Origin of the sequence: Paenibacillus sp. MMO-58, from assembly GCF_037146255.1 — a bacterium.
Taxonomy (GTDB): Bacteria; Bacillota; Bacilli; order Paenibacillales; family Paenibacillaceae; genus Pristimantibacillus.
On record NZ_JBBCVY010000002.1, the window covers coordinates 185,089 to 210,619 of the forward strand.

The 25,531-nt window shown below is 48.4% G+C and carries 40 protein-coding genes; all 40 read right to left on the reverse strand.

Annotated elements, in window-relative coordinates:
• Positions 1-19: 19 nt before the first annotated feature.
• The 40 genes from WFJ73_RS06645 to WFJ73_RS06840 all read right to left on the reverse strand — a co-directional run bounded on the left by WFJ73_RS06645 (position 20) and on the right by WFJ73_RS06840 (position 25,485).
• Positions 20-205 (reverse strand): hypothetical protein, encoded by a 186-nt coding sequence (locus WFJ73_RS06645; protein ID WP_127491314.1) that lies wholly within the window; start codon positions 203-205, stop codon positions 20-22.
• Between the two features lie 15 nt (positions 206-220).
• Positions 221-400 carry a hypothetical protein gene (locus WFJ73_RS06650; RefSeq protein ID WP_336772291.1) on the reverse strand — a complete coding sequence of 60 codons (180 nt, stop codon included), beginning with the start codon at positions 398-400 and terminating at the stop codon, positions 221-223.
• A complete protein-coding gene (locus WFJ73_RS06655) occupies positions 397-2,436 on the reverse strand; it encodes a hypothetical protein (protein ID WP_336772292.1) in 2,040 nt (679 codons plus the stop codon). Before WFJ73_RS06655 ends, WFJ73_RS06650 begins: the two co-directional genes overlap by 4 nt.
• A gap of 17 nt (positions 2,437-2,453) precedes the next feature.
• On the reverse strand, positions 2,454-3,974 hold the full coding sequence (locus WFJ73_RS06660) for a hypothetical protein (protein ID WP_336772293.1): 1,521 nt from the start codon (positions 3,972-3,974) through the stop codon (positions 2,454-2,456).
• A 17-nt stretch (positions 3,975-3,991) separates the two neighbouring features.
• A complete protein-coding gene (locus WFJ73_RS06665; protein ID WP_336772294.1) occupies positions 3,992-5,602 on the reverse strand; it encodes a hypothetical protein in 1,611 nt (536 codons plus the stop codon).
• A gap of 12 nt (positions 5,603-5,614) precedes the next feature.
• Positions 5,615-5,965, reverse strand: a complete 351-nt coding sequence (locus tag WFJ73_RS06670) for a DUF6711 family protein (RefSeq protein ID WP_336772295.1) — start codon at positions 5,963-5,965, stop codon at positions 5,615-5,617.
• An 11-nt stretch (positions 5,966-5,976) separates the two neighbouring features.
• Positions 5,977-8,514, reverse strand: a complete 2,538-nt coding sequence (locus WFJ73_RS06675) for a phage tail protein (RefSeq protein ID WP_336772297.1) — start codon at positions 8,512-8,514, stop codon at positions 5,977-5,979.
• A gap of 48 nt (positions 8,515-8,562) precedes the next feature.
• Positions 8,563-8,808, reverse strand: a complete 246-nt coding sequence (locus WFJ73_RS06680) for a hypothetical protein (RefSeq protein ID WP_336772298.1) — start codon at positions 8,806-8,808, stop codon at positions 8,563-8,565.
• A gap of 98 nt (positions 8,809-8,906) precedes the next feature.
• Complete coding sequence (locus tag WFJ73_RS06685) at positions 8,907-9,254, reverse strand: hypothetical protein (protein ID WP_336772300.1); 348 nt, start codon at positions 9,252-9,254, stop codon at positions 8,907-8,909.
• Between the two features lie 55 nt (positions 9,255-9,309).
• Entirely contained in the window at positions 9,310-10,017 is a 708-nt protein-coding gene (locus tag WFJ73_RS06690) for a phage tail tube protein (protein ID WP_336772301.1), read from the reverse strand.
• Between the two features lie 12 nt (positions 10,018-10,029).
• Positions 10,030-10,407 (reverse strand): tail completion protein gp17, encoded by a 378-nt coding sequence (gene gp17, locus WFJ73_RS06695; RefSeq protein WP_336772302.1) that lies wholly within the window; start codon positions 10,405-10,407, stop codon positions 10,030-10,032.
• A 9-nt stretch (positions 10,408-10,416) separates the two neighbouring features.
• A complete protein-coding gene (locus tag WFJ73_RS06700) occupies positions 10,417-10,863 on the reverse strand; it encodes an HK97-gp10 family putative phage morphogenesis protein (protein ID WP_336772303.1) in 447 nt (148 codons plus the stop codon).
• A gap of 3 nt (positions 10,864-10,866) precedes the next feature.
• Positions 10,867-11,175 carry a phage head completion protein gene (locus WFJ73_RS06705; RefSeq protein ID WP_336772304.1) on the reverse strand — a complete coding sequence of 103 codons (309 nt, stop codon included), beginning with the start codon at positions 11,173-11,175 and terminating at the stop codon, positions 10,867-10,869.
• Positions 11,172-11,465: a head-tail connector protein gene (locus WFJ73_RS06710; protein WP_336772305.1), complete on the reverse strand. Its 294-nt coding sequence runs from the start codon at positions 11,463-11,465 to the stop codon at positions 11,172-11,174. The genes WFJ73_RS06705 and WFJ73_RS06710 overlap by 4 nt, the downstream gene beginning before the upstream one ends.
• A gap of 55 nt (positions 11,466-11,520) precedes the next feature.
• A complete protein-coding gene (locus tag WFJ73_RS06715; RefSeq protein WP_336772306.1) occupies positions 11,521-11,694 on the reverse strand; it encodes a hypothetical protein in 174 nt (57 codons plus the stop codon).
• A 14-nt stretch (positions 11,695-11,708) separates the two neighbouring features.
• Positions 11,709-12,917, reverse strand: coding sequence for a phage major capsid protein (locus WFJ73_RS06720; RefSeq protein ID WP_336772307.1), 1,209 nt, complete (start codon positions 12,915-12,917; stop codon positions 11,709-11,711).
• A 21-nt stretch (positions 12,918-12,938) separates the two neighbouring features.
• Positions 12,939-13,556, reverse strand: coding sequence for an HK97 family phage prohead protease (locus tag WFJ73_RS06725; RefSeq protein ID WP_336772308.1), 618 nt, complete (start codon positions 13,554-13,556; stop codon positions 12,939-12,941).
• A complete protein-coding gene (locus tag WFJ73_RS06730; protein WP_336772309.1) occupies positions 13,498-14,796 on the reverse strand; it encodes a phage portal protein in 1,299 nt (432 codons plus the stop codon). The genes WFJ73_RS06725 and WFJ73_RS06730 overlap by 59 nt, the downstream gene beginning before the upstream one ends.
• Positions 14,797-14,811: 15 nt before the next feature.
• Entirely contained in the window at positions 14,812-16,506 is a 1,695-nt protein-coding gene (locus tag WFJ73_RS06735; protein WP_336772310.1) for a terminase large subunit, read from the reverse strand.
• A complete protein-coding gene (locus WFJ73_RS06740; protein WP_336772311.1) occupies positions 16,503-16,913 on the reverse strand; it encodes a hypothetical protein in 411 nt (136 codons plus the stop codon). The genes WFJ73_RS06735 and WFJ73_RS06740 overlap by 4 nt, the downstream gene beginning before the upstream one ends.
• Positions 16,914-17,090: 177 nt before the next feature.
• Positions 17,091-17,336: a hypothetical protein gene (locus tag WFJ73_RS06745; protein ID WP_336772312.1), complete on the reverse strand. Its 246-nt coding sequence runs from the start codon at positions 17,334-17,336 to the stop codon at positions 17,091-17,093.
• Between the two features lie 112 nt (positions 17,337-17,448).
• A complete protein-coding gene (locus tag WFJ73_RS06750; RefSeq protein ID WP_336772313.1) occupies positions 17,449-17,877 on the reverse strand; it encodes a hypothetical protein in 429 nt (142 codons plus the stop codon).
• Positions 17,878-17,888: 11 nt separating this feature from the next.
• Positions 17,889-18,221 carry a hypothetical protein gene (locus tag WFJ73_RS06755; protein WP_336772314.1) on the reverse strand — a complete coding sequence of 111 codons (333 nt, stop codon included), beginning with the start codon at positions 18,219-18,221 and terminating at the stop codon, positions 17,889-17,891.
• Positions 18,218-18,535 (reverse strand): HNH endonuclease, encoded by a 318-nt coding sequence (locus WFJ73_RS06760; protein WP_336772315.1) that lies wholly within the window; start codon positions 18,533-18,535, stop codon positions 18,218-18,220. The genes WFJ73_RS06755 and WFJ73_RS06760 overlap by 4 nt, the downstream gene beginning before the upstream one ends.
• A complete protein-coding gene (locus tag WFJ73_RS06765; RefSeq protein WP_336772316.1) occupies positions 18,535-18,819 on the reverse strand; it encodes a DUF5052 domain-containing protein in 285 nt (94 codons plus the stop codon). The genes WFJ73_RS06760 and WFJ73_RS06765 overlap by 1 nt, the downstream gene beginning before the upstream one ends.
• 339 nt (positions 18,820-19,158) lie before the next feature.
• The gene (locus WFJ73_RS06770; RefSeq protein ID WP_336772317.1) at positions 19,159-19,566 is read right to left on the reverse strand and encodes a hypothetical protein; all 408 of its coding nucleotides are present in this window, start codon (positions 19,564-19,566) and stop codon (positions 19,159-19,161) included.
• Between the two features lie 56 nt (positions 19,567-19,622).
• Positions 19,623-20,483, reverse strand: coding sequence for an ATP-dependent DNA ligase (locus tag WFJ73_RS06775; protein ID WP_336772318.1), 861 nt, complete (start codon positions 20,481-20,483; stop codon positions 19,623-19,625).
• 353 nt (positions 20,484-20,836) lie between these two features.
• On the reverse strand, positions 20,837-21,283 hold the full coding sequence (locus tag WFJ73_RS06780) for an ArpU family phage packaging/lysis transcriptional regulator (RefSeq protein WP_336772319.1): 447 nt from the start codon (positions 21,281-21,283) through the stop codon (positions 20,837-20,839).
• Positions 21,284-21,297: 14 nt separating this feature from the next.
• Positions 21,298-21,495, reverse strand: a complete 198-nt coding sequence (locus WFJ73_RS06785; RefSeq protein ID WP_336772320.1) for a hypothetical protein — start codon at positions 21,493-21,495, stop codon at positions 21,298-21,300.
• 114 nt (positions 21,496-21,609) lie between these two features.
• Positions 21,610-22,044 carry a hypothetical protein gene (locus WFJ73_RS06790; RefSeq protein WP_336772321.1) on the reverse strand — a complete coding sequence of 145 codons (435 nt, stop codon included), beginning with the start codon at positions 22,042-22,044 and terminating at the stop codon, positions 21,610-21,612.
• Between the two features lie 200 nt (positions 22,045-22,244).
• On the reverse strand, positions 22,245-22,601 hold the full coding sequence (locus WFJ73_RS06795) for a hypothetical protein (RefSeq protein WP_336772322.1): 357 nt from the start codon (positions 22,599-22,601) through the stop codon (positions 22,245-22,247).
• Between the two features lie 34 nt (positions 22,602-22,635).
• Positions 22,636-23,316: a sigma-70 family RNA polymerase sigma factor gene (locus WFJ73_RS06800; RefSeq protein ID WP_336772323.1), complete on the reverse strand. Its 681-nt coding sequence runs from the start codon at positions 23,314-23,316 to the stop codon at positions 22,636-22,638.
• Positions 23,313-23,483, reverse strand: coding sequence for a hypothetical protein (locus WFJ73_RS06805; RefSeq protein WP_336772324.1), 171 nt, complete (start codon positions 23,481-23,483; stop codon positions 23,313-23,315). Before WFJ73_RS06805 ends, WFJ73_RS06800 begins: the two co-directional genes overlap by 4 nt.
• Positions 23,480-24,001, reverse strand: coding sequence for a hypothetical protein (locus WFJ73_RS06810; RefSeq protein ID WP_336772325.1), 522 nt, complete (start codon positions 23,999-24,001; stop codon positions 23,480-23,482). The genes WFJ73_RS06805 and WFJ73_RS06810 overlap by 4 nt, the downstream gene beginning before the upstream one ends.
• Positions 24,002-24,014: 13 nt before the next feature.
• Positions 24,015-24,185 (reverse strand): hypothetical protein, encoded by a 171-nt coding sequence (locus WFJ73_RS06815; protein ID WP_336772326.1) that lies wholly within the window; start codon positions 24,183-24,185, stop codon positions 24,015-24,017.
• Entirely contained in the window at positions 24,176-24,301 is a 126-nt protein-coding gene (locus WFJ73_RS06820) for a hypothetical protein (protein WP_336772327.1), read from the reverse strand. Before WFJ73_RS06820 ends, WFJ73_RS06815 begins: the two co-directional genes overlap by 10 nt.
• Entirely contained in the window at positions 24,298-24,459 is a 162-nt protein-coding gene (locus WFJ73_RS06825) for a hypothetical protein (RefSeq protein WP_336772328.1), read from the reverse strand. Before WFJ73_RS06825 ends, WFJ73_RS06820 begins: the two co-directional genes overlap by 4 nt.
• On the reverse strand, positions 24,456-24,743 hold the full coding sequence (locus tag WFJ73_RS06830; RefSeq protein ID WP_336772329.1) for a hypothetical protein: 288 nt from the start codon (positions 24,741-24,743) through the stop codon (positions 24,456-24,458). Before WFJ73_RS06830 ends, WFJ73_RS06825 begins: the two co-directional genes overlap by 4 nt.
• 104 nt (positions 24,744-24,847) lie before the next feature.
• Positions 24,848-25,255 (reverse strand): hypothetical protein, encoded by a 408-nt coding sequence (locus WFJ73_RS06835; protein ID WP_336772330.1) that lies wholly within the window; start codon positions 25,253-25,255, stop codon positions 24,848-24,850.
• A complete protein-coding gene (locus WFJ73_RS06840) occupies positions 25,252-25,485 on the reverse strand; it encodes a hypothetical protein (protein WP_336772331.1) in 234 nt (77 codons plus the stop codon). Before WFJ73_RS06840 ends, WFJ73_RS06835 begins: the two co-directional genes overlap by 4 nt.
• Positions 25,486-25,531 lie beyond the last annotated feature (46 nt).

A 25,531-nucleotide genomic window follows, 5' to 3' on the forward strand; every position in this document is an offset into this window, starting at 1 on the left:
TGAACCGGCTTGCTATCTCCTATACAGAAACAGGCATCGTTTCAATATCAGGGCGCTTTGCATAAACGTAAGCTAAAACTGCTCCTTGGTCTACGCTATCCAAGTTATACGAATTAATAATTTCATTCATATCATTTTCGCCGCGTTCATACCGCGTAATGCACGCATTTGCGATAACACGAATTTTATAATCTGCCATTGCCATTGTTTGTCACCTCCTTTATGCGTTTAGAAGAATATCAGTAAGAACAAGTTCAACATCTGATAGCCTGGATTGTAGTTCTTCGTTTTTGGCTGCCAGCTCCGCATTGTCTTGTTCAAGCTGCTGAATCTTCTTTTCTTCTTCCGTCAGCGTATCAGTAACCGGCACCGTTTCCCCGCTTAAGTTTTTGTATTTCATTCCAGCGCCCCCGTTAACTCTGTAATGGTTGTATCCTGACTCGTTGACGTTCTCGTCATGTTGAGTTTAAGCGTTACGTTAGCGTACGACGCGCCGTTAGGAACGACGTACGTAGACGTTTCGAGCGCGGTCGTGCTGTCCGCCGTCTCAACTACCTTTGTCATTCCGGCGTATGACTCCGTTGTTGTGGCAGTCGCGGAGATCGTCGCTGTTATCGTTCCAACAATGGCGCTTAACCGCTTGACGAATGCGGCGATCCCTCGAATAGGTTTCGTCTGGCTCTTGGCGTTGTATCGTACATCTACCTGCAGAACGTCCAAGTTGCCGGATATATTCGCAATTGGGCCGAATCCATTTGTCCATGCGATATTTCCGGCGTAGTCCGTATATATGCGGAATGAATTAGACCCCATGTTGATAGAAGGGGATGTGCCGCCGTTGAATGTGACGATTGTTGATGCTGTATTAGCATCTGTCAACGTCCATCGGTACATTTGGCCGCTACTGAACGAAAATGTATAAAAATACAGATTGTCCGGCGCAATTGTCACAAATGCCATAATCGTATTCGCTGGGATGGTTTTATTGAGCGTCCACGTCGTCCCGGTTATTTTGTAAACTTGTGCAGACATTTGAGAAGAAGAAGAAGATACGATAACGATTGCCCATTGACCGTCCTTCGAAAATGCAAAATCATTCGGGCCGTAAGTCGTGCCTATTTGAATAGTGCTTGCGGGTTGCTTGGTAAATGTGTCGCTGACATTCCTATAGACAAGAACCCAAGCGCTGTTGGAAGATGAATAGTTGACTGTTGGAGTCATTATCCACTGTTCGTCGTAAGACCAAACGACCCTACGCAATGGGCCAACGCTGGCCTGAACATCAACCGTGCAAACCGTTCCGAATGAATCCCCGGCCCGCTTGTAGACTCTGAGAAATTGCGTTGAATTACCCATGCACAAAGCCAAATAATTTCCTTTAGGGGAAAATTGCATCGTTCCGGGATACACGCCGTTGAAGCTAGATAAGTCTACCCGCTGCAAAAACTGATAACCTGTGTCACCTATGCGCTTGACACAGGTTATAAAATTGCCCGTTACGTCGGTTGAGTTATTGTGATGAAGAATATATACATACAATCCGTCAGGACTCATAACCCAACTGCGCGCCGTCGTATTCGTGCTGTCCACCGCCTGCAAAATAGACCACGGAATAAAAATAATTGTTTCGTATTTGTCGCCAAACCTTTTTTTGATCGTCCAACCGCTGGTGCTGTCAACGAAATTTGGTGCTTCTAAGATGTATTCGCCATCATAAGACATTTTACCGGAGTAATCATAAACGTTGCCGCCGGAAGGGGTTTGCGTACCGGTTAATTGAGTGCCCGGAATGTTGGTTCCTGACGTGTCAAATTGCTGAAATCTATACGCCGTTTTGAACTTCATTGCATTAGTCGCCTTGTTCGTCCATGAGCGATAAATCAAAGCACCGATAGAATACGAATTGGACGTTCCGGGACTTACCGTGATCGTATTGTTAGTTGGATCGACGGCCGTAATGATACGCCGCTCCCTTGTTGTTTCCGTTGCTGTCGATTGGATAGTTACCTCCTGACCAACAAGGAAGCGAGTGGAAAAGTTATAAAGCAACGGTATAACAGTTTGTCCGACGCTAATTGCGGCTAGTGCCGCATTCCACACCCGATCAATTTCCAACGCCGACCCTTTAGGGGCCCACGTTCCCGCGAAATCGTCATAAAAGTAATCAGACGCGCCGTCTACCTTGTCTTTCAAGGTGCTGACCATTTTCAGGGCAGCAATTTCCCGTTCTGCTGCCCGCAATGCATCCCAGGTTGCCCGTTCCTCAATGCCATCCTCAATGTTGTTCATATTGGCCGCGTTTAGCGGCGTGCCCGCCTGCGTGACGGTGCCAGGGCTTTCTGTCAGCGTGACCAGAGTTGAAGACTCACCCGACTTAGCATAACGGCCAGGGAACTGTACAGCCCTATCCACCCATTGTTTTCTTACATATGGCATGATTCATCCTCCTGTTTTTAGCCGGCCCGTATCGTCCAGGTTTGCCCCGCCGAAATATTACCGCTGTAAATAAAGCCCTTTTCGACGGATGCAGCAGCGTCAAAAAGGGCTTGTATATCCGTTTGCCATCGGTTCGGATCATCAAAACTTATCCGTTGCGTTACATCCCATGTGCGTCGTGGCCGGAAGTCTGGCGGCGTGATCCCGAAGCCGTCACGGATCGAAATAAGAGCAGCTTCGAACCGATTCAGGGAATCGAAGTTTTCAACCGTGGTTGTCGTTCGGTTTGTCGTAAACGACAGCGCCGGAATGGTAATGCTGAGAGATTTCAAGTAATTTGCCAGGTTCGAAGCATTCTGCTCAATCGCGTTCATGTCGACAGCATTCAGCTTGTCCGAGCTTGTCCAGGTCTTTGGAAAAGGCACATAACCCGAACCGTCACGATACGGAAACAGGGCTGCAAGGTTCTCGCCAGTAAAGTCAGGATGCGCGTCAATCAAGTCATACAAGTCTTTGCTTATCTCATACAACCGCATTGCATCGAAGTTCACGTATTGGCCGGTTGTGCCGGACATGAAGCAATGACATGCGGCAGACTGTGCAACGGACAATTCTGTTGGCGATAGCTTCAGGTATGACGTGCCGTAACCGGTTGTAGACGTTACTTTATTGCCGGTCTTTGAAGGGTATCCGGTGCCGTTGAAATAATCGAAGTAGGCCCAACCCGCGCTTCCGGTTCCACATTTGACGTCAACTAGCAGAATGTAATATTTCGATTTGTCGAATACGTTGAAGATGCCGCCCCAAAAGGCGTTTGCCGAGCTGGAAGACGTTGCAATTGATAGCTTCAAAGAATTGTTCCCTTGCGTCTTTGTCGTGCTGTCTATAGTTACGGCAGCCGATGAACCAATATTCAAGCCGCTGACCGTTTCATAGTTGCCCCGCGTGCCAAGCAAGTTGTTCAGCGGGCCGATGACAGGCGGTTCAGTATAAGGGAATAAGGCGGCAAGGTTAGCCCCCGAATAGGCCGGATCAACATCAATCTTGTTATATGTCGCCTGGTCAATCTCATAAACCCGAGCATTATCGAACTGCGCCCAACCCGTGGAGCCGAGCGCGGCCCAATTCGTGATTCTCGTTCGGGCAGCTTCATCCTGCGCCGGCGTGTATTTTAGATAATGCGTTTTATTAACCGCTGAAGCTGTTGTTTTTGCCAGTTCCGCATTGCCGGCGCCGTTGATGATAAGAATATTCGCCGTTGACACGCCGTCAGTCACAACGTCAACAAGATATAAATAATACTTGCCGGCGAACATCATTGTTGTATTTTGTGTGCGTTCCGAAAATCTTTGTTGGTTGGTGTCCGTAGGCGTTGCCGTTATTCGCTGCGCAAATTTATTTTCTCCTACCTCAACAAGGGTAGGAACTGCACCACGTAAAGCATTTATTGACCATTCTTTTGCCATTACGCCGCCATTAACTGATATGCCTGGTTCATCAAAGCCGCCTGTTGTCCCTAGCAAGTTATATAAAGCCATTCCCCTGCACCCCCTTCCTAGCCCATCGCTTCCGTTTGTACTTGCAAATAACCTTGAAACGTCAACGTTTGCTTCGTGATATAGGCATTGTTGTCCGTGCTGCTGTATGTCGATTCGATAGCAACCGCGTCTGACAGCTCATGCGCCGGATTTCCGCGCCAGTTGATTGAATACTTGTTTCTGTATGACTTCTGAGCTAGAAGCCAGCCAGCAACAGCCTGCGCCTGCGCCTGCGTGTTTATTAAGGTGATTCCTGCCAGGCTGAGCGTGTCACCTATCGTAACTGTGGTGTTAACCGCTGAAGCAATGGCCGATGTGTTCAGGTCTGTCCAGTATGTGACGTCAACTTGCTTCGTTGATTTCTGAAGCTCAATTTTTGGTTCAGCGTACACGTTGTCAAGGTCAATCCGGTCAACCGGCGTAGTCGGCGGCAGCATCTTTTCCACCGTGATGATGTTGTCACGGGATATAAAAATATTGCACATGCCTGCAATGGCAACCATTTGAAGGGCCGTCTTGCAATCCACCGATTTAGCCAGGCTGTTGGTTGTGATCGACTTGAGCGAATTGTCCAGGCTGAAGTTCGTAATCCCACAGATACCGAAGATTTCAACGCCCAGGTCATAGAGCGACTTCGTGACCGGCGTTAACCGTTCATAGGTGTAATTGCTCATTAAGTCCATGTTCGTCCTGGCCTTGAATGTCGCGGTCATTGATCCTTCCTCACTCGTCCATTCCCAAAGGAGATATTTACCGAGTGGTACATATTCCACATCGCCGGATTCCAAAACAACGCCTAGTTCCGCTTCAACCGTCTGCCGCTGCTGAAGGTATTGGGCAAAGCCCGTGGGATTCAGGATGTTGTATTGACGGTCTGAGTTGTCCAGCGTGAACGTAAATTCCGGTGAAGGCAGCTGGCCGCTTGTCATGTCAAATTGCTCTGTCAGGTTGCAAGTGATCAACGAATTGCCATCGAACACTTTCACAAGGCCAAAGTCCACTTCTTGCATTCGCATACGTCTGAAGGGCTTGTTCCATTTCCGAACTTCAACAAATACCCTGTCATAGTTCAAAAAGTTGCCCGTGACGTCCACCGTTGTCAGCGTGTTGCCAGTAATGGTTATATCTTCGACTATGACGCCGCCCCTGCCGCTTCCCCGTGAAGCAAATACCCTGAAGTCGGTTGCATATTCGTTGTCATCAGGATTGAACGTCACCGTCACGCCTGGGCTTGTGTGCTGGCTTCCGAAGTCAAAGACAATCCAAGGCGGCAGCTGAGTTCCACTAACATCCATCAAGAATATGCCTTGCGCATCGCTGAGCATGTTGCTGGCAAAACCTACAATTCCATTATTCGCAACCACAGAATCAGGAAAAGAAAAAGAACCATCAAGGCTAAGCCTGTCAGGTTCCCATGTCGCCAGTTTGTAAGTGGATCTTCTTAAATCGTCATTCATCTGCGCTTTGTTGCTGATATAAGGCGCTTCAGCCGGTGATTGCGTGCTATTGTTGACCGCTGTCACATCGCCTTCCGCTTCAACGTCAGATACGTCAACGGTGATCCGTGCCAATACCTGGCGGGCCGGCGCGTATACGGCATCTTTATAAGCCTGTGAAGTATCTTGCACGCATACGCCCCCTTACCGTTCTACCACGTCAAATTTTAGGTCTTTGTAACGAACAACCCCGTTCTGAACATCCATTACACCAACGTTCCGGTCACTACAATAAAACGTTCCTGTCTTCAACTGCCCCGTTCTAGGATGAATAAAAGTAACCTGGAAGAACACGTTTTGAACCGCGTTCAAGATCAAACTTAGGTCAGCTTGTGATACATAAGACCAGGTAAATGAAAGTTTGTCTTTCGTGGCAATGCGCTCGACAATAGCCAGTCCGTTTGCGTTGCGTTCCGCTTTGCTAAGGTCTTGAATGCCTGGCTGCATGTCAGAAGGGGAAGGCATGTCCACGCCATTTATTTTGAATATAGCCATGTTACGCCCTCCTATGTCACGTTGATCAACGAACCGCCCAGGCGTGTGTTCTCGTTGTTCAGGTATTTATTTAGCACGCGGGCCACGGTCACTCCGTCCATTTGAATGACTTGGCCGCCGCCCTGGTTGTTCTGCCCCATCTGCATTGCCGTCAGGACGGCCGTGCCCAGGGCGCTTGCAATCTTATCCGTGAAGCTCGTATTCTCCAACGGCACAACCATTTCAGCGCCAGCTTCGCCGGCAATGTAGTTGCCCATATCCGTTTTTCCGTCCACGATGCCGCCGCGGGCCAGCTTTGGAATATGCGGGATATGGAACCCGAAGGAGCTGTAACCGGTGATCTTTTCCACCCAATCAGGCACATCAATTTTAATAGAGTTGATGCCGTCAATGATCATGTTAACCGCGTCAACAATCAGGTTCAACGGGAATTTAATCAGGCTGTACAGCCCATCAAATATACCTTTGAATACATCCCGAACACCTTCCCAGGCTTTGCCCCAATCGCCAGTGAATGTGCCTTGAATGAATTTCAGTACGCCAAGGAAGGCGTCTTTCATGCCCGTGATAGCTCCGCCGATAGAATCAAAGGCATTGTTCATGATCTTTTCAAACTGTGTGCCCATCCATTCAGCGAATGGCTTAATTTCAGCCCATAGCGTTTGAACCGCGCTTGTGATGCCTACCCAAAACGCAAGGAACGTGCTGCCCAGGAACGTGCCCAACGGGACAAGCGTATTTTGCCATAACGAATCAAAGACAATCTTCAGCGTTTGAATGGCCGGCCCTACCACTTCAGCAATAGCCTGTCCCAATGGCAAAAGCACCTTCTTCCAAAAGGCTTCAGCCACGTCAGCCACAACCTTGAATGCCACGCCCAGGACATCGCCCAGGACTGAAGCCAATGGCTTGATAACTTGGTTATGGAATTTAACCAGGTAGTCACCCAATGGGACAAGTATGTTCTTCCATACCCAACCTGCCGCTTCCGTCACAGCATCCCAGGCCGCAACAAAAGCTTTGCCTAGCCAGGCGCCCAATGGAACAAGCACTTCCTTCCAAAGCCAAACAGCAGCATCACCAATTGCCTTCAGTACGGCATCGACAACCCCGCGGAACTTATCATTGGTTTGGTAGAAGTAGACAAATGCAGCCACGGCCGCGGCAATCGCCGCAACGATAAGGCCAACCGGCGAAATAAGGAATGCGAACGCCGCCCCAATCGCCCCTATTGCTTCCGTAACAGTTGCAACGATTGCGCCCCAATTAGCAATTAAGAATGCCGCGGCAATCGCCGCCCCAATGCCGGCCAAAGCCGCAATAATGATTTCTTTGTTGCTGGAAATGAAATCAGCTATGCTCTTAATCGCTGCCTTGACTTTATTAGCCATGTCTTGAATCTTCTTCGATACTTCAACGGTAGAAGAAATGAATCCACCGGTGTCCAGGGCTGGAACTTCCATGCCGCCCATAGCGCCCGCGCCAGCTCCTGCGCCGGCATCATCCCCGCCGCTATCATCTGCACCGCTGTCCGATTTATCCGGCAGCGTGTTGAACTCGTCAAATGATGCAAGACCGCCTTTGGCATCCTTCGCGGCTTTCTTGGCCGCTTTGCCGGTTGCTTTGTAGGCATCGCCTAAGCCGCCTATGCTGGCCGCCTGGTTGTTGATCGCTGCCGCCTGCTGTTTGCTGCTGTTCATGATCGCTTTGCCAAACAGGGCTTGTGAGAACTGCGCTATGATGTTCATGATGTATAGCAGCCCTTGCCCTAACTTGGTCAGGATCGGAAGGACAACATTAAGAATGGGCAGGAAGACTTGTCCAAGCGCCGTTTTTACATCCTTCATGGTTTCGGTGAACTTCTGCAATTTCGTTGCCGTGTTGTTGGCTACCGTATCGCCATATTTCCGCGATGCCTGTTCCAGGATCGCAAAATATAGAATCTGCTGTTGGGTTTGAAAGCTTAGCTGGCTCCATGATTGATCGCCGGCGAACTTCTTGAATGCTGCCGTGGACGTCAACATTGATTGATTGATGTTAATGCCCAGGTCTTCAATTGCGTCCGTCTCACCTAACAGGCCGGAACGTATGCGTTCGGTAACGTCTTGCATATTGCGCCCCGTTGCCGATGCGATGACGCCGGAAGCCTTCAGCAGGTCTTGCGTTTTCTTCATCACATCGTCCGTGCCGCTTGCAAAGCTGCTGATTAGGTTGCCGAATGTTGCGCCGTATTGAATCGCGCTTGTACGGCCCAGGCCGAACGCTTTTGCCCCGTTCTTGGCCCAATCATCAAAGGCTTTCGCGCTGCTGCCCATCTGCCGGTTAATCTGCCCTACAGAAGCTTCAAAGCTTATGGCCTGCTTCGTGGCATCAACGAGCACTTTGCCGATTCCCAGGGTTGCCAGGGTTGCCGCAATCACTCCCATTGTCTTGCCCACTTTGCTTTTGAAATCAGCAATATCAGCGCTGGCCTTCTTCATTTCCTTTCGCATGGAAGAAAAGTCAGCGCCGGCACGGACTAGCAAGTTCTTTACAACTGCAATAGTCAACGCCCCCTTCCTAAACAAATAAAAAAAGGCACTCATTTGAGCGCCCTTCTATTCCTGTTTGCCGCCAAAAGCCGCGTTTATTTTCATCACCTCCGCGAACATTTCAGCAGCGGTTTGCTTTTTCTTCTTCGGCTTGCCTTTCTTGCCATCGCCAAAAACCTTGTCATAGGTCGGGAACTTCTTCACGCGCTGATAATACGCGCTAAGATATGCAGTTTCATGCGCTCTACGGTCAGCCCGCTTCTCATTCGCTACATATTCCCCAACCATTACGCTAAGCTCATAAGGCGTCATTTCGTCATACTCATGAAGCTTCAAACCGATTCGAAAAGCGGTTTGAAGCGATTCTTGCCAATCGAATATAACGCCCTCAGTTGCCTGCTCCTGCCCTTCTACTTCCCCGCCGGTGCGTTTCCCTCAGCTAAGCCGCCAAACGATACAGCAAATGCTTCTTGTAGCTTTTCGATGATGTGAGAATAAGTAGGCGCTTCGTCAAGAAGGTCTTCCATGTCTTCAAGCTTCAAGTCCTCATTATGCTGCCGTGCATCGTACAGAAGGCCATAGTACAAATAAGACTCGATGTCATCGAAGCTGATATTGCCAGCTTCCATTTCCTCCATGCTTTTGCCCGTGGCTGCCGCAATGCGTTTAATGGCCTTGTGACCAAAGCGCAGTTCCCGCGGCCGGTCAAGCTCGATAATAACAACATCATTTTTGTTTGGATTTGATTTTTTAGACATATCATTTTCCCCCTCAATGTAGAAAGGCCGGTGCAGGCAGCACCGGCTCAATTAATTAGGCTGTTTTTACTACAATAATTTCATAAACCTTCGTTGTCTTTCCGGCTTCCGTAGCCAGGATGGTTAATTTCTTACCTACGTTCAGCGTCAAGTTGATCGCGCTAGAAGCAGCCGCGCTTGTCAACGTTTGGGAGAATACACCGTCAATGTACAAAGCAAGCGAATGGTTTGCCGCTGTCGCGGTCACAGTCAAGCTTGCAGCCGTCACGCCGTCGAATGTATAGGAATAGTTGCCATTCGCAAACGCGGGCGTCAGCGCGCCGCCTGCGCCTGTCAGCGCCAGGGCAGTCAGGCCACCTGATGGAGTCAGAGACATTGAAGGCGCGCCGGCAACCTTAATTGTCGCTTCGAAGGAAATGGCATCTTCCAATTCGAAACTTGTCGAGAAGCCGGTAACAATGCCGGTGAAGTTCCAAGAGCCGCCAAGCTCAGGCGGGAACAGGATCGTATAAGAATCACGGGAACCCACGTTGAACGCGTTGTAAATTGCAATCTGTCCCGTGTCGCCAGTGTCCAGGAAGCCGGAAACACTCACTTCGCCACCGTCTTTAAAGCCGGCGATAAAGTCGCGGTACCCGCCATTACTGTCCAGGGTTGTAGTGTCGATTGTGTCAGCAGACAATTCAGGGCCACTAACAGATGTCAAACTAGCAACAAAGTTAGAACCAATCTTAAACTTCGTTCCTACTGCTCTATTTGCCACGATAATTCCTCCTTAAAAAAATGCTTTTAATTCAATTACGCAGCGGTACAGCTTTGGCAAAGGCTCGTAACCTTCAACAGGCTCCTGGTGCGTTAGTTCCTGAATAAATGGGCCGCCTTCGCCAATCTTCCGCTTTTCAAAGGTGTGAAGGATCGCCAGCACGTTGGCCGTGATCGTCTTCAACCCGCTGTATGTGTCGCTCATTATGTTCAGCATGACGGTAACGTTCTTACCGCTGCCGTATCCGTCTAAGCCTTTGGACGGCAACCCCTCACTTGATACATAGACCAGGTACGGGGCCGGCGCTCCATTTGCAGAGAGGGGAAAAATCTTGCCCTGCAATTCGGGAACGGCGCTCAGCTCCGCAACTAATGCCGGTTCAAATGTCATAGCTCAATTTCACCCTCTCAGAATCTTGGTTACGTCTTTGCTCGCAACCTCAATTACCTTTTCTTCAATGGCCCTAGCGTTGCGCGTCATTGCGTTCCTAAAGTAGTGATAACCTGGAACGTATTCGCCGTTTGCCGTCATAAAGCCGTATTCCTGGGAAGCTGGATAATAATACCGCGTTCCGTCTTTGGTGATCTTGACAAAAGTCTCATTCATGGCCGGATTCATGAGCACGTCATAAACCTTTTTCCCTAACTTCGTTCGGCGTTCCGGCTTGAGTATGATGCCTGCCTTTAAAGCTCCGGTATCTTCAGGGGCATCAGCCTTGGCCGCTTTGTAAGGGATGTTAGCGCCAGCCTTGGCCGCTTTGGTCACTACGCGCTGAGGTACTTTGTCTAATCGCTTCATCATGGCTTCAAGTTCGGCCATACCCTCAATTGTTGCTTTCTTCGCCACGGGTCAGCCCTCCATTGGATAGCGGGAACAAACCAGTTCAAGCATTTCGCCGTTCTTCGAAAAGGTTCTTATGACGTAATAGGTTGTACCTTCATACGTCAATTTGGGCTGACCGGCATATTCCGCAGCCCTCACCTCAAAAACAATTTCCGGCTTCAAGCCCGCTGCCCGTGCCTGGTAGAATTCAGTCTGTCGCACGGATAGCCGGTTGGCGCAGATTTCAACGTTTTCTATCACGCCGCCCGCTACTTCTCCGTACTCATTGCGTTCTTGATCAGGCTGCACAAGCGTTACAACGTCACGCCACATCATGAGGGCGTCACCGCCGTATACTCTTGTGATAGCGTCAAGTGGGCTTTCAGTGATGTATAGGAAGCTTGCAGCCGTTCCGCATCGGGATTGTCAAAGCCAAAGTTTGCCTTGCAGTAGACAATCAAGGCCCGTTTTATCAGCGGGTCATTGTCATTCTGCACTTTGCTAGGCAATACGCCGGCTAATTGCAAATCCATTTGCGCGGCTGCTATAAGATCGGTTATTTCATCATCAAAAAGCGTTGTGGCCTTGCTTACTCGCAGGGCCGCTTTTGCATCGTCCAGTATCACAGCTGCATCCCCTCCAAAAGAAAAGGGGCACAGCCGTTACCTGTACCCCGTCAAATTATTCAGCAGGCTGCTTGTCCGCTGGCGCCGCTTCGTCAGCAACGTCAGCAATCAGGCCCGCTTCTTCAAGCTCTTTGATGCGCTTGGCATCTTTGCCCGCGTATTCATCGCCTACGTAATAGCGTTTTTTGCCGGCTGTGTCTTGGAAGCCAATGATGACTTGTTTTTTCATTTGTCGTCAGCTCCTTATACAGTCGCCGCTTTGCGAACGATGATGACGCCATTCGGGTCAAGAATCTTGCCGTCAGCAATCAGAATTGCTTTGTCAACCCATTGGTTCGTTTCATGATCGAACCAACGGAACATTTGCAGTTGAAGGTTCGAGTTAATAGCGTAGTCCGACAGTCTAGCGAATACGGCGATAACGTCACCGGCAGCAGCCGCATCAAACGGTGCAATAACATCGTCTTCAACCAATTGAACCGGTTTTCCGGCAAAGCGTTCTTGCGGGCCTTCAGTGATGCCGGCATTAACGCGGCCGATAGGTTGGCCTTGTTGGTCAGTCATGCCGTCAATGTATGTTTCGAACGTGCCGGCAGCCATGAAGAAAGAACCGCCGGAACGGTATGCCAAAGGAATCTTCGCGAAGACTTCTTTCTTCCATGCTGCCCAGGTTCCCGCTTCCGCTTCTGTGAGATCCACTTTATTAGCGGCAGGAACGCGAGTGTCAACCAGCAGGCCAAGCGGTTGGCCCGTGCCTGTGCCGCGAAGAATAGCAGCTTCAAGCGCAATCAGCATTGCTTCAGCAATCAAATCAGAAATTTGCGCTTCGAACATTGCCAGGGTAACAACAGAAGTCAGCAAGGAAATAGCAACGCGGCATTCCAAACCGTAGTAAGAGAACGACACATTTTGATTCATGCCGACTTTTTGACGGTCAGATACTTGGTTTTCACCAATCCACGTTGCTTTTGGCTTCAGCGTCAGAATAGGAACTTCAATGCCGCCCTGAATGTTAAGCTTGCGAACGCCTGCAAAGATCGAACCGCGAACTTCCATCTTCTTGATGACTTCATTCAGGATCGTTGTTGGGACAACCGCGGAAGCGTCAGTTGTATTTGTCACCGCATTTGCGCGGAACTCTTGACCAGTGTAGGCAGCCGGCATGACGCCGGTTTTAGCAAATTCCATGAACGCGGAACGGTATTCCATTGTTGCAAAACGGTCTTCAACAGCAGCGGCAGCGCCGGCGCCAGCTGCGCCAGGCTGAGGAATAGAGGAAGCGCCAGGCAATTGCAGGCCAGCAAGCAGCGCGTTGCGTTGCTCGATTTGGGCGCGTTCTGCGTTAAGTTCATTTACTTCGGTTTGCAGGGCAGCCACGTCAACGGGGCCGGTGCCTGCCAGGGCCGAACGGATTTCTGTCAAACGTGCAAGGATTTGTTCAAGACGGTTCATGTATAATTCCACCTTTTCGAGTTAGATAGTGTCTAAAAATAAAAGCAGCCGTTGACGCTGTTCGGCGTCCAGGGCTGCTTGTTTTTCGCGCTCAATCTCTGCTTCAAAGAAGCTGCGCGCGCTTATGTTGGTATCGTCATAGGCCGGAATTGATACGGCTGATACGTCATATACCTTTTGAATCTTTGTGATGGTTCGCGTTCGCGTTGCCTGGTCGTACTTATCGCCGCCAGGCGCCACCTTGAAACGGAATGACATTTTGTCAACGTATCCGTCTTGAATCTCCTGGTGAAGCGTTCGGCCCTCAGCGGTGCCGCCAAGGTTGGCTTCGATTTTCAAGCCCACGCTATCAACGGTTAGCTTCAGCGTGTTGTTCTTGGTGCGGGCCATCACTTTGCCTTTGTGGTCGTATTGGAAAATTACGTCTGACATATCAGCGCCGTCAAATGCGCGGGCGTCAATGACTTCCTTGTATTGCTGGCCGGCGTGTTCGAATAGCACCGTTGGCGAATTGTGCTTCGCTGCGTAGCCATCGGCTATGTAGGACGGCTCACCTTCAACCAAAGTCCGCGCTTCAACGTCAAACGTCCGAATCAAGCGGTCTGTTGTCATCCCCGCCGCCCCTATTACCATCGTCATTTTGTTCTTCACCTCCCTTCGGTGCCGGCGGCGCTGCCGCCTTGCTTACCTTTCCAAGCTGGTATTCATTGGCCTTGTCAGCGTCAATAAAATTCAAGCTCATGATGCGCTTTTCCCCGCCTTCAATTGGCGGCAGATTAAACACCTCTAAACCCTGGTTAATCGACATCATAGCGCGGTCAACAAGCGACTCGACAACTTTAATCTTCGTGTCATTGCTTGCGTATTGCAGGCGGTTGGCTTCGAATATGATTTCGTTGCCGTGCCCTTGCTGGCCGTCCGTGAAAATCTTATATGTGAATTCCAGGCCCATTTGTATAGCAAACGGCTCAATCATTGACTCGTAATAGGCGCCCCATTCGGCTTCATCATAGCTTGATTGGACAATGTCCTTGTTGCTGCCGAAATAGCTGTAAACCTTATCTTCCATCGCGTTCATTTGCTTATCATCAATCATTTTCGGATCGTTTTTAAGCTCCTGATATTCCGCTTTGGCGTCCGTTGCCGCTATGCCGCCGCTGTTGGCTGCCGTCAAATAATCAGCCTGGAATTTATCGGTCTGCGCCTTCATATCATCGGGTTTTAACATGCTGGTAAACTTCAAGATACCGCGAATAAAGGCCGATGATTTCACCGCGTTGCCAATGCCCTGGTTCGTGATGCTGATAAGGTTCAGGATCGGATTCAGGGCCTTCCGGTTCGACTCGCCCCACATATCATCATTGAAATAGAACCGGCGCAAATGGATGATGTCATAATAAGGCGCCGTGTATGTCTTGCCGTCATAGAACCGGAATCGAACGTACATTTCGCCCTGGTGTTCTAGCAGCTCACAAGCCGAATTAAGAGGATAGAAGCCCTCAATCCGGTTCATAGCATCGCGGCGAATCCATACAAAGACGTTGTTGGTCATCAGGAATTGCGTTGCAAGCCGGTAATAGAAGATATAGGCATTCATGAACCGGTTCGGCCGGACTGATAGCAGCCATTCAATGTCATCGTTGGTTGGCGGGCCAATTTTGCCGTTTACCCGCCTGATGTGCTTGGCCTTCAGCTTCCCGACATTCCTGGCGAAGCCGTCAACCGTGCCGCGTACTGTGTCGCTGTCGTAGCCGTCACCGGTGAAGTCGTAGAATGTCGGGCTGCTGTTCATCATCTGCATTTGCGTGTACTGCTGCGCCTGCGGCTGCTGCTGTTCACGGCCGAATATCATCCCGAAAAAGGAACGTTTTTCTTTCATCGTTTCACCTCCTTCCTAGATCAGCGCTTTGAAGTCTGTCATCTTGTTGAATAGGACGGTGTAAGCAATGAGAAGGGATACCGTGCCGTCAATCCGCGCCCGCTGGTTCTTGCCTTTAATCGGCCTGATGTTGTCATTCTCGTCAGTCTTGACAACCGTATTTGTCAGGCACCAAAGAAGAAGCTGGTTGTTGTTGTAGTTCACACGATTGGCAGCCAGGTCAGCGGCTAGCTCCTTCATTGGTTGGCTTAGCGTCTGCGCGCCCTGTCGTACAACTTCCATGTCAAAGCCCGCTTCTGTCATTTCATCAACCCAATACTTGCTATTCCACGGGTCATAGCCAACCCATACCGGCGTGATGTCGTATTCCTTGTACATCTTTATGAACCAGGCAGTCACGTCCTTGTAATCCACCTTATTGCCCTCACAAAGCGTAAGCCAACCGCGTTCATGGTAAAGGTCATAAGGAATCTTGTCTTCCGTGACTCGCTTTTCAAGCAGTTCTTCCGGCAAGAAGTATTGCTGAATAGCGTATATGGTCGGGTCATCTGGCCGCATGACAAGCATCGTTGCACACGTTAAGTCTGTCGTGCTGGATAAGTCGGCCCCGCCTATCGCGTAGGTTCCGCGCAGCTGTTCAATGTCAAATACCGCGTCATTCTTCGCTTCGGAATATTCAAGCCAGGCTTCCGCTGATGTTTCGGGAATGTTGAAGTCTTTTGTCAGCAGGTTCTTAACCAGCATCGGGTTAGCTTTCGCCTTAGCAACCTTCGTTGCAAGCTGATCAACCTTCTTGATCGTGCCCAGCCCAGGGTTAGCCTTCGGCCAGCATGCCGGGTCCACCCATTCCTCGCGGTTGTCTAACTCATAGATGATTGGCAGGAACCGCTCATGCGGGTCATCTTCAGGCGGATCGTCGAGCCGGTTGATTTTATCCTTCGCCTCCTCATACTTTTGATCGTACACGCTGCCCCGGACAGTGCCGGCCGTCGTGATCATTACGATCAATGGCTGCTCCCGGGAGGTCGTTCCGTCCACGATAACGTCGTAAAGGTTCTTGTCCTTCCAAGCGTGAATCTCGTCCATCATTGCGCCATGTACGTTCAAGCCGTCCAGCGTCTCGCTGTCGCTTCCTAGCGGCTTAAAGGAGCTGTCGTTGGTCAGTCCGACAAGCTCGCTCACAAGGGGTTTTATGCGCTTCCTGAGCACTGGCGATTTATTGACCATGCGTTTGGATTCTTGCCAAACCAATTTAGCTTGATCTTTTTTCGTTGCACAGGCATAAACCTCAGCGCCAGGCTCGCTGTCTCCCACTTGAAGATACAACCCCAAACCTGAACCAACAGTTGATTTCCCGTTTTTCCGGCCAACGACAAGAAGCACCTCGCGGTATTTGCGGGTGCCGTCAATTTTATGGATGAAGCCGAACATAGCCGCAATAGCAGCTTTCTGCCACAACTCCAGCTCTATTGGCCTGCCGCCCCACTTGCCTTTGGAGTGTTTGCAGAAGTTCTCGATGAACTCAATGGCGTGGTTGGCATGTTTGGGGCTGTATTCGTACTCTGAATCTTGGTCATAAACATCTGCAACAAGCTTCCGGTACATATTGCGTACCTTTTCGCCTACGGTGACAGTACCGTTTTCAATCTGCGCCCAATATTCAAGAATCGGGTTATGGTCAAGCGGGTAAAGCTTCAGCGCCGCCGTCATCGTCTGTTCACGAACTCGTCAAAGCCATCATCCTTGTCTTTATCATCCGGCGACATATCAGGGTCTTCCTTTGGAAGCATGTCAGCCAGTTGCTTCATGATGCTTTGATAGTTTTTGTTCAACGTATTGTATAGCCTGGCAACCGGCCGTTCGCGCTCATAGGCTTTTGTTTTCTCCGATTGCGTGAATTCCTCAACAGAACCATTTTCAAATAGGTCTGCTTCATAATCTTCGAGCGTCACACGCATAAAAGCCGCCCGCCTAATCAGGCCATCAGCAACGGCCATTTTATCTTTGGGCAATTTCTCGTAAGTCTGCCTAAGTCGCTTTTCTTCGAGCGTTACCCTACGTTTCTTATCGCCTTTCGCCTTATTCGCGGCCTTTTGTTCGGGCGTCAATTTTGCCATGTGAAATCACCTCAATTTAGGTAGGGGGGCCTTGTGCGCGCGCCCTGTGTATTATTTGAATGGGGCACATCGGTCTTAGGAAGCCCCTGCCCCGTCTCCGAGAAGGGGGGGTACTTTCGAAAAATCGCGTTTTTCGGATTGTCAACACTTTTTTTCGAAAAAACGAATCTTTTTTTGTCAAGAAATATTTTTCTTTTTCTTTTTTTCTTCAACCATGCTTTCGATGATGTCGATTGCCCCAATGATCAATGCAGCAACAATGAATATAACAACGATGAGTGCATAAGGCCCGTACAATGGCATAGTCACATACCACCATGACCAATCAATAACATGGCATAGCTTCAGCACTATGAACACAACGCCCAATAGATTGAATAAGCCAATGCCCTTGCTTGTATTGCTACCTTCTCTCTTACTCATATGAACATCCCCTATCTAAAGTAGTTGATAACGCTAATAACAAAGTTAATAGTGATCAGCACGAACAGCACTCTGTCACAAGATGGACTACCTAACCAGGCCCGCAGTTTATTCATGGCTTGATTATCCCTCCTGTGTAATATCCACCAACCGCAGGCTGCTGCTTTCCAGGCTGGTAAATGACATCCGTGTTACAATCGCAATCTGAGCAATAGGCTTCGACTTCAGTCTTGCTATGTGCTGCTTTAACGTTCGTGATTAAAGCCGGCTTTCCGCAAAGCGGGCATTTAATTGTAATGGTGCTGTCATTCTTCTTGATGCCAAGTTCCTTTTCGATAGAATCGCAAAGACGTTCAAGCCGGTCTTCCAATTCAGCGGAATCAAGAATGTTGTTATGGTGCATTTGATTAAGCGTGTCCAGGTATTGCAGCTTTGCTTCAATGCGTTCGTCTACCTTCAATGGCGCAGGAATAACGCCGGATTGAAAGTTAATCAGCGGCATAATCTTTTCACGTTCATCTTTCTTTGAAAATAAATTCATCTCCGTCCACCTCACACAATCATGAAATTGATAATGCGTACGGCTGGATTAACTTTCAGCCGGAATTCTTCGTCATATTGCTCAATATAGTAATTAGCCTTTGCGGGTATCTGTGAAGTGTTATGGATAATCTCCACAGCTCCATTAGGAAGCTGTACTGCAACAATCAAATGCGTTGCATTGTGGGCAATAAAGTCATCAGCAATAGCAGAAACGAATTGTTCTTTCAAGCTGTTCATCCTGGTTCCATTCCTCTCAAATACGCATTCGTCATAAATGACAAAACCGGCATTAAGCCCTTCAGCTTTTGCCGGTTCTTCTTGTTTAAGCGGTTGGTATTTCATTTCCGTTCAAAGCCCCTTCCGACTAAGATCAGATTTCCTTCAGCATCAAATTGCGTTCCTTGCGCTGTGATTGGTTCATGGCTGCCGTGATGTTCTTCATTGTGGTGTTCCTGGCAGACGTATTCTAATAGATCATGATTCAACGAAATGGCCGGATCGTTTATATTATCAGGTGTCAGGTAAACAGTGTGATGGACAATAAAGCCAGCTTCGCCGCATCGCTCACATAAGCCGTGAACCGAATCGATATAAGCAGTACGACATTCGCGCCAGGCTTTCGAATTATAGAATCGCTTGGCCCAGGCTTTCGCCATTATTGTTCTTCCGTAATGACGGTTGCGTTGTAAATAATCACGCGCTTGCCGTCTAAGTCGAACTTGATTTTGCCGCTGCCTGAAGTATCTGCTTCGATGTCAAACTTACCTTCATATTCGGCAATCTGTTCGCCAGTTGCAGAATAAACCTTCAGGCTACGTTGCAGCCCGCCGTGATACTCGCTTTGCAAGTCCTTCTGATAACGCTCGTATGATTCACCACAACCGGACATTAGGAGCATCAATACAGCCATTCCAGCAATTACAGCAAGCTTCTTCTTCATCGTGAACACTACCTTTCAGCTATTAGAATTGTTTTCCGTGTCTACGCTCTTTGCGGTTTCGTGGAGCTGGTTCAGATAAAGGCGCAAACCGTTTGAGCAATCGCAACAACCATTTCATTGATCGTTCTCCTTTCCAGGGCAACAAAAAAAGCCACTCCGCAATGGAAGTGACTTTTAGGGCATGGCGTGCGCTCCGCTTGCCACTAATGGCATTGAAGCGCGGATGCCGCGCATTTGTATTAAAGATACTCGAACTTAGCTAGAGAGAGAAGGACAACCCCATTATAATGACGTTTTCCGTCACTAGTCAAGAATTTTCCAATCATTTTTTTGAAATATTTAATCATAATTTAAAGATGGTTTATAGTCTTTTGTTACCCTGGCTATATAACCGCCTAGCCGAATGCTCATTTCCGATACAACAAGGAACTTCATAATGCCAAATTCATCATGATAGCCGCGCAACCAAAATTCAAAATATACGGCAGATGAATCGTCATGACGTTTCGATTCTTGAACCTTGCAATCTATCCGCTTTAATTCCGCTTTAAACCGCCGCTTGTCTTGTTCTAACTTTTCCCAAAGCCTATCAGCGGCCCACATGTACAATGTCTTCAGAGTATTGTCCGAGTATTCCATATCCGTCCGGTTCTTCTGAATCATCTTCATCATAAGTGGTACTATGCAGTAATTGCGTATTAATTCAAGTTCTTCTTTGGTCGGCACCATTGGTTTTTGGTCACTCATTTCAACCACCTCAAAGGCGATTATATACGAACGACTGTTCTTGTTTCAATAGAGATTTATACAACGAATTGAACAAATTCGGGTGACCGCATCATTCCTGATTTATACCAATTGCGCATTCGAATCCTTGCTGTAATTAATGGCTTCACGAAAACAAAGTTCTTATTTTCGCCAGTCACAATGTCCTGAGCAATTCTATAAAATGCTTTCCGGTGTTCCCCAGGTACAGCAAATTCAATTATTCCAACTGATTTGCCTTCATGCTGAGCCAACCAACCGAATTGGTCTTTTCTGTATCCACAAAGCTGCACATCTGCATAGGTGTAATTGATTATTTTTAACCACTTATCTGACCGGCGTCCAACATAAGTGCTATCCTTACGTTTTGCAACAATTCCTTCTAGGCTTTGTTGCTTTATAACATTGAATAAATCATTACCGTTGTTGTCAATCTGAATCACTCGCCTGAAATGATTATTCTCAATCAAGATCGAATTAAGAATTGCTCTGCGCTCAAGAAGCGGCAAATGGCGAACATCTTGACCGTCCACTTCTAAAACATCGAAAACAAAATATTGCACAGGTAAGCGAAGCATACCTTCTTGAATCTTTGGCTGCTTTGTCATCCTGAACCGTTCCATAACAGTTTCAAAGTCAATCATTCCCGTTTCAGGATCGACATATGCAACCTCGCCGTCAAGAATGCAACTTGTACAGTTAAGCTGAGGACTATGCAGCTCAGGATATTTTTGTGTTACTTCATTCTCGTGCCGCGTCCAGAGCTTCACTGAATTGCTATCCTTAACCAACAGCAGCCGGTGACCGTCAATCTTTGGTTCAAAAACAAACCGCGGATCATCAAAAGGTTCTTCAATCTTTGTAAGGAGCATTGCTTCTGGCGGTGTTGTTGTTATCATCTTAGAACCTCCATTCCTCCATAACCTCAATTTTAACATTTGAGGACTAATCAGAATGAAGGTAAATCAAGGTAAGCCCTGCAAGCCGTGTCATTAGGAAGAAGGCCCCTCCTAGTGTTAATTTGAGTGCCACTCAAGAGAGCAAGGCAGGCTAATCAGGTGACGTTGCGAACATACCACGCTAATAGATGTTCGAATTCTGATTTAGGGCATGAAAAAAGACGGCCACTGTGTTAGCTGCGCCGTCCGTTTCTCAATTTCCTATGCTACTAATATAACACGTCATAATCCTAATGAATCACGTATATATAACTACTTTTGACCGATTTTTCAACGAATTATGCCGTATTATTTTATTCTTTTTTCACATCAAGCCGGAATGCCAACGCCAGCTTATAGAATGCCGCTTCCCGTAGCTTCTTGTATTTCTCGCGGCTGATCGCAGGATTGAACTTCTGATTGAACACCACGAAATCAAAAACATAGTCTTCCTTCATATATCGTTCCTCTATCAGCAGCCGTTCTTGTGGATGCAGACGCTTCACAGCTCGTTCAACGCGCTCCATGAATGCCCTGCGTGATTCAGGCTCGTCCACGTTGTATATTGCTATGTTCGCGGTTTGATCGCTAACCGTGCCTTTTCCGGTTGGCATATCGCTATAAGATTGGGTTGTGGTTGCTTCCCGTTCTTCAAAGTCCAACATCTTGAAGATACGGTATTTATCAAATATGTCTTCAATCTTCGCTTTTGTCTTCTTGCCGTCCAAGTCAGGCAGATCAAAGCTTAGCTGCTGTTGCACAACGTCACCCCATGCTATTCTATTGGGTATTTCTCATTCAGGAAGTCGCGCAGCTTCTTTGCCGCTGCTGTGTTCAGCCAGATAGACTTTGCCGGCGTTACTGCTGAAGTAGTGCCGTTCTCCCCTTCAAATTCTTGCTGTGTTTCCATGATAGTTGTTGCACCGTGTGTGAATAAAGCCACTGTACAAGCACTTAATGCTTCTGCTTTCATATGCTCACCCCTTATTCAATCACATTCAGAACCGTGATGATGTTGTGAACGTCCGTCACTTCATATTCATGTTCATCATGAATGTCCGTTATTTCTTCAACGTTGCCATCACGGTCAAGAATGCACGTCACTGTCTCGGTCACTGTCCTGGTTATCTTCGCCTTTACTCGGTTCCTCATGCCGGCCCTCCCCTTCGTTTTGTGCCTTCAATTCACGGGCCAGGTTTTTAAGCCTGGCCGCGGAATCTGCTAAACAATCAGCGGAAACTTCAAGGTATCGCAATTCCTTCAGGGCGTGCCCCTTTTTGACCGGATCGTTGAAATTCCCTTTCTTGACATTCAACCAAAGAAAGTCAACATCCATTTTGACGCGTTCTAATTGAATTACTGCCGCTTCGTATTGCTGCAAAACAAAAGCATAGCCTTCATGATTCGAATTGAACTGCACTCGTTCATCTCCTTCACCATAGATCGCTTCGCCAATTTCTAAACCAGTCATCTGCTCGAAATTGTGCTTCTTGCAGCGATTTGCATTTTTTGAATACCGCAACCTTCGTTCCTCGGGTCAGCCTGTCGCCGGCGCCATCCGCTGCGCTCGTTCTAATCTCCATATATAGCCGCCATTCATTACCCGACTTCGTTTTAGGTTTTAAAAGTCGTAACCGTAGAGAATGCCCGACATCAGCCACGGTTCCAGGTTGGAAACGTTCGTCATACACATACCACGGAATAATCATTCATTTGCACCGCCTATTCCAGCAGCCCTTCACGCGGCTCCTGGTGAAACTCGTCCAGGCTCATTTGTGATTCAAGAATACTCAACTGCACGTCATCGCCGGCTTTCTTGTAGAACTCAAATGTCTTGGATGCTGAAGCATCACCCTTCACGATGAATTCAAGCGTGGTCTTCTTGCTGTCCTTCGTGCATTTGGAGAACTCAGCGGATAGCTCAGCATCAACGCCGTTAATCGCCAGGACAACAACGGAACGAGTCAGGGCCGACAACTCAGGGCGTTTTTCGTCTTCACCTTTAACATAGAATTGAACAAGTTCTTTTTTGCTGTCCTTAGTTTGTTTGTTGAAGTTCGCTTTAATTGTGATTTGCATTTGTAATTTCCCCTTTGGTTTTGGTTTGTTTGTACTAATGTCTTCTTCTTACCGGCTTGGTGTTTGTATCAAAGCCAATCCATTTATTGCGTATATCAATTGTCTGCTGTCCTATGCGCTGGTAGGTTACACCGACTAACGGAGCAATTTCCCTGAATTGCAAGCCTATCATCAGGCATTCCACAATTAACTGTTCTCGTTCGGTCAGCGTCTTCATGAATTCATCAACGTGCGGCTGTGTCAGGTCATTTTCTGAACCCCTGAATAAGTCTCCAAATGTCACTTCAGGGTCTTCCGGAGAAGGCGAATCCGCAGAAACAACAAGCCATCTGAGGTATTCCCTGGCGCTTTCAATGCGGGATGCCGGAACCTTGAACCGCGCAATAATTTCCTCATCAGTTGCTTTTGTCATCCGGTGCTTAATCATGGCCGTTGCCAGCTCAGCAACGTGCATAGATACTCGGATTGGCGTGTTTTGGTTCTTGTGACGCTTAATGAATCCCGCAATACATTGTGTTGCATATGTCGAGAACTTCAATCCGCTTGATTCTTCATAGCGTGCAGCTGCGTGGATAAGGCCCATACAGCCGGCAGAGTAGAAGTCTTCATAATCAAGTGCCGCGTCACGGTTCGCCCTTGCCATCTTTAAGGCGTGGCTGTGTACCAGGCCCATGTTGTCCGTTACCAATGAATGACGGTCTTCTTGAAGTCTCACCGCGGGTACACCTTCTTTATGGTCTGCTGAACTATCGGGAAGCGCGGCAGCTTGCCGTACTTGCTTTCATAGATGTCTCGCGCAATCACGATGTCAGATAGTCTTGATGTTGGATCATGGCCGATAATCGTCAATAATTCCGTTTTGCTTGCCTGTTCCAGGTTCATAGTGCTATCCCCAATATGCCGCCTATTACCTGGCCTTGATGGATTGGCACCTTCTTGATATACCCACTTTGCTGCGCTTCGTGCAGCTCCTTCGCTATTTGCGCCAGCACAAAGGCGTCTGTCACGTTGTCGCTCGGATTGCTGAAGCCCCATCGTTCAAAGATCGGGTTCACCATGTCTTCTTTCTTCGTGTTGCCCTTGCCGGTTGCAAACTTCTTCAGCGCTGCCGGCGGCACGTCTATAAATTCAATGCCCTTGCGCCACAATCTATCGCGTATCATCGCGCCTAATCCGAATTGAAAGCTGATGCCTTTGCCTTTGGAGCTGTATGAATAGCCTTCGACACAAACCATGTCACCAGGCTGTACATGGGCAATGATTTCGTCAACCAAAGTCCCGATGCGCTTCGGATCAACCTTGCCGATGCCGGTCAATTCCTTCTTCCGAATGACTTCGCCTTGTTCGTCCAGGGCAACAAAGCCGGTTGTTGATGATGGATCTATTCCGACATATCTCATGTTGCTTCCCCTCTCAAAATTGATCTTCATGCGCTAACATGTTGCCGATGCAAGAAGCGCAAACGTTACTATCTTCATAGCCTTCATAATGCGGGCTTTCTGCAAATTCCTTGACAACCAGCTGCACGCATTCGGCCTGTTCCCCGCATCTATCACAATCACCAATCACTATTTTTATTGGCACCGCGGCACCTCCTGGATATATGTCGAGTAAACGCCCAGGAACAGGACAATAATCACGTATCCCAGGAAGCCATACAGGATTGCGGCAGCCGCAAACCTTGCTTTGTCGTGGTTCATTCCTCAATCCCCATTTCATCGCCCTGGTCAGCTTCAAGCCTTGCAAGTGTGTTCTTCATTCTTTGAAACGTCTCAGGGCTTTTCTTGTCTAATCCATGTTCCTTCCAAGTTGCTATATCTGATTTATACATATCTATCAGATAGGCCCACTTTTTCACGGCCAAGCCCCTTCTTCCACAACCGGTGGCAATACCTCATGATTCACCCGTTCAAATTTGTCGCATTCCAGCGCCCTATACTTGGTACATTCGCCGCCTATTAGGTCGCATTCGTGGTTGTGTTCGCCGCGCTCATTTGAATAGTCGCTAACCTGATGCACGCAATTGAAGCAATTCTTGCCTTCGGGATTGCTAACGCATACCGGTTCATGCTTGGCAATCGTGGACGGCCGTGCCGCTAATTTCTCGCAATGATCGCATTTATAGCGTGTTACTTCTTTCATGCCAGTTCGCCCCGCTTTGGTTTTTATTTTCATAAATCCGACTTATTGAGACGTAATTATGATTTTTTTAATCATCAATAGGCAAAGCGATGCCCTAACTAGTTTCAAGACCGCCCCAACCTTCCGGCGACTTCATACACCATTTCATTTCGCCATTTGACAACTTGGTTTCGCTTCTCGTTCAGCACGGCAGCCAGGTCATTCCAATTCGGCTTTTGGCCTGGAAAATCCCAATAGTAGTATCGAACCAGTTGCTTCCGCTTCTCTGGAAGCTTGTCGTACACTTCACTGACAGCCTTAGCAACGCGCTTCAGATGGTTCAGCCGGCCGTTGTCTACCAGGGCAATTGCGCGGTTGGCTGTCGGGTCTTTCTTCTCGCCTGGCGCGCTCCCACCGGCAGCCGATTCATGCAAAAGCTGGCCCCTGATTCTTACAATCTCTTGAAGCGTGCTATAGAATCCGGCAATGTCGCCTTCTGTTTCTGTGAATGCCTTTTGTGATAGCCGGTTCATTCCGGTTCCTCCTTCAGCTTCAGCACGGCCCAATATTTTGTCATCAAGCCCATGCCTTTGTATTTGAATTTCTGCCGCGATGTATCGTGGTAACTTGTTTCCATACTCAGCCTGTCCCGTCTGCCGCGGCTAACCAGTTCATAGCCGCGCCGTTCCAGGTCTTTAATGGCATTGTCAATCTCATATTCGTGCATCCGGCTGATGTTTACCGGTCTGTAACGCTTTTGCATTTGCGGTTTTCCCCTTCGCGACAATGCAACCGGCAGCGTGAACACC

Excerpts from the sequence above, each read along its gene's own strand:
- WFJ73_RS06830 (WP_336772329.1), bottom strand. The coding sequence starts at position 24,743 with ATGAAAGAAGTAACACGCTATAAATGCGATCATTGCGAGAAATTAGCG.
- WFJ73_RS06835 (WP_336772330.1), bottom strand. The coding sequence starts at position 25,255 with ATGAACCGGCTATCACAAAAGGCATTCACAGAAACAGAAGGCGACATT.
- WFJ73_RS06720 (WP_336772307.1), bottom strand. The coding sequence starts at position 12,917 with ATGAACCGTCTTGAACAAATCCTTGCACGTTTGACAGAAATCCGTTCG.
- gp17 (WP_336772302.1), bottom strand. The coding sequence starts at position 10,407 with ATGACATTTGAACCGGCATTAGTTGCGGAGCTGAGCGCCGTTCCCGAA.
- WFJ73_RS06770 (WP_336772317.1), bottom strand. The coding sequence starts at position 19,566 with ATGAGTGACCAAAAACCAATGGTGCCGACCAAAGAAGAACTTGAATTA.
- WFJ73_RS06685 (WP_336772300.1), bottom strand. The coding sequence starts at position 9,254 with ATGTCTAAAAAATCAAATCCAAACAAAAATGATGTTGTTATTATCGAG.
- WFJ73_RS06680 (WP_336772298.1), bottom strand. The coding sequence starts at position 8,808 with ATGACGCCTTATGAGCTTAGCGTAATGGTTGGGGAATATGTAGCGAAT.
- WFJ73_RS06705 (WP_336772304.1), bottom strand. The coding sequence starts at position 11,175 with ATGATGTGGCGTGACGTTGTAACGCTTGTGCAGCCTGATCAAGAACGC.
- WFJ73_RS06740 (WP_336772311.1), bottom strand. The coding sequence starts at position 16,913 with ATGGCAAAATTGACGCCCGAACAAAAGGCCGCGAATAAGGCGAAAGGC.
- WFJ73_RS06655 (WP_336772292.1), bottom strand. The coding sequence starts at position 2,436 with ATGCCATATGTAAGAAAACAATGGGTGGATAGGGCTGTACAGTTCCCT.
- WFJ73_RS06765 (WP_336772316.1), bottom strand. The coding sequence starts at position 18,819 with ATGAAGAAGAAGCTTGCTGTAATTGCTGGAATGGCTGTATTGATGCTC.
- WFJ73_RS06755 (WP_336772314.1), bottom strand. The coding sequence starts at position 18,221 with ATGAAATACCAACCGCTTAAACAAGAAGAACCGGCAAAAGCTGAAGGG.
- WFJ73_RS06715 (WP_336772306.1), bottom strand. The coding sequence starts at position 11,694 with ATGAAAAAACAAGTCATCATTGGCTTCCAAGACACAGCCGGCAAAAAA.
- WFJ73_RS06745 (WP_336772312.1), bottom strand. The coding sequence starts at position 17,336 with ATGAGTAAGAGAGAAGGTAGCAATACAAGCAAGGGCATTGGCTTATTC.
- WFJ73_RS06725 (WP_336772308.1), bottom strand. The coding sequence starts at position 13,556 with ATGACGATGGTAATAGGGGCGGCGGGGATGACAACAGACCGCTTGATT.
- WFJ73_RS06760 (WP_336772315.1), bottom strand. The coding sequence starts at position 18,535 with ATGGCGAAAGCCTGGGCCAAGCGATTCTATAATTCGAAAGCCTGGCGC.
- WFJ73_RS06670 (WP_336772295.1), bottom strand. The coding sequence starts at position 5,965 with ATGGCTATATTCAAAATAAATGGCGTGGACATGCCTTCCCCTTCTGAC.
- WFJ73_RS06785 (WP_336772320.1), bottom strand. The coding sequence starts at position 21,495 with ATGAAAGCAGAAGCATTAAGTGCTTGTACAGTGGCTTTATTCACACAC.
- WFJ73_RS06650 (WP_336772291.1), bottom strand. The coding sequence starts at position 400 with ATGAAATACAAAAACTTAAGCGGGGAAACGGTGCCGGTTACTGATACG.
- WFJ73_RS06735 (WP_336772310.1), bottom strand. The coding sequence starts at position 16,506 with ATGACGGCGGCGCTGAAGCTTTACCCGCTTGACCATAACCCGATTCTT.
- WFJ73_RS06840 (WP_336772331.1), bottom strand. The coding sequence starts at position 25,485 with ATGCAAAAGCGTTACAGACCGGTAAACATCAGCCGGATGCACGAATAT.
- WFJ73_RS06660 (WP_336772293.1), bottom strand. The coding sequence starts at position 3,974 with ATGGCTTTATATAACTTGCTAGGGACAACAGGCGGCTTTGATGAACCA.
- WFJ73_RS06750 (WP_336772313.1), bottom strand. The coding sequence starts at position 17,877 with ATGAATTTATTTTCAAAGAAAGATGAACGTGAAAAGATTATGCCGCTG.
- WFJ73_RS06795 (WP_336772322.1), bottom strand. The coding sequence starts at position 22,601 with ATGCAAATCACAATTAAAGCGAACTTCAACAAACAAACTAAGGACAGC.
- WFJ73_RS06730 (WP_336772309.1), bottom strand. The coding sequence starts at position 14,796 with ATGAAAGAAAAACGTTCCTTTTTCGGGATGATATTCGGCCGTGAACAG.
- WFJ73_RS06645 (WP_127491314.1), bottom strand. The coding sequence starts at position 205 with ATGGCAATGGCAGATTATAAAATTCGTGTTATCGCAAATGCGTGCATT.
- WFJ73_RS06775 (WP_336772318.1), bottom strand. The coding sequence starts at position 20,483 with ATGATAACAACAACACCGCCAGAAGCAATGCTCCTTACAAAGATTGAA.
- WFJ73_RS06805 (WP_336772324.1), bottom strand. The coding sequence starts at position 23,483 with ATGAACCTGGAACAGGCAAGCAAAACGGAATTATTGACGATTATCGGC.
- WFJ73_RS06820 (WP_336772327.1), bottom strand. The coding sequence starts at position 24,301 with ATGAACCACGACAAAGCAAGGTTTGCGGCTGCCGCAATCCTGTATGGC.
- WFJ73_RS06810 (WP_336772325.1), bottom strand. The coding sequence starts at position 24,001 with ATGAGATATGTCGGAATAGATCCATCATCAACAACCGGCTTTGTTGCC.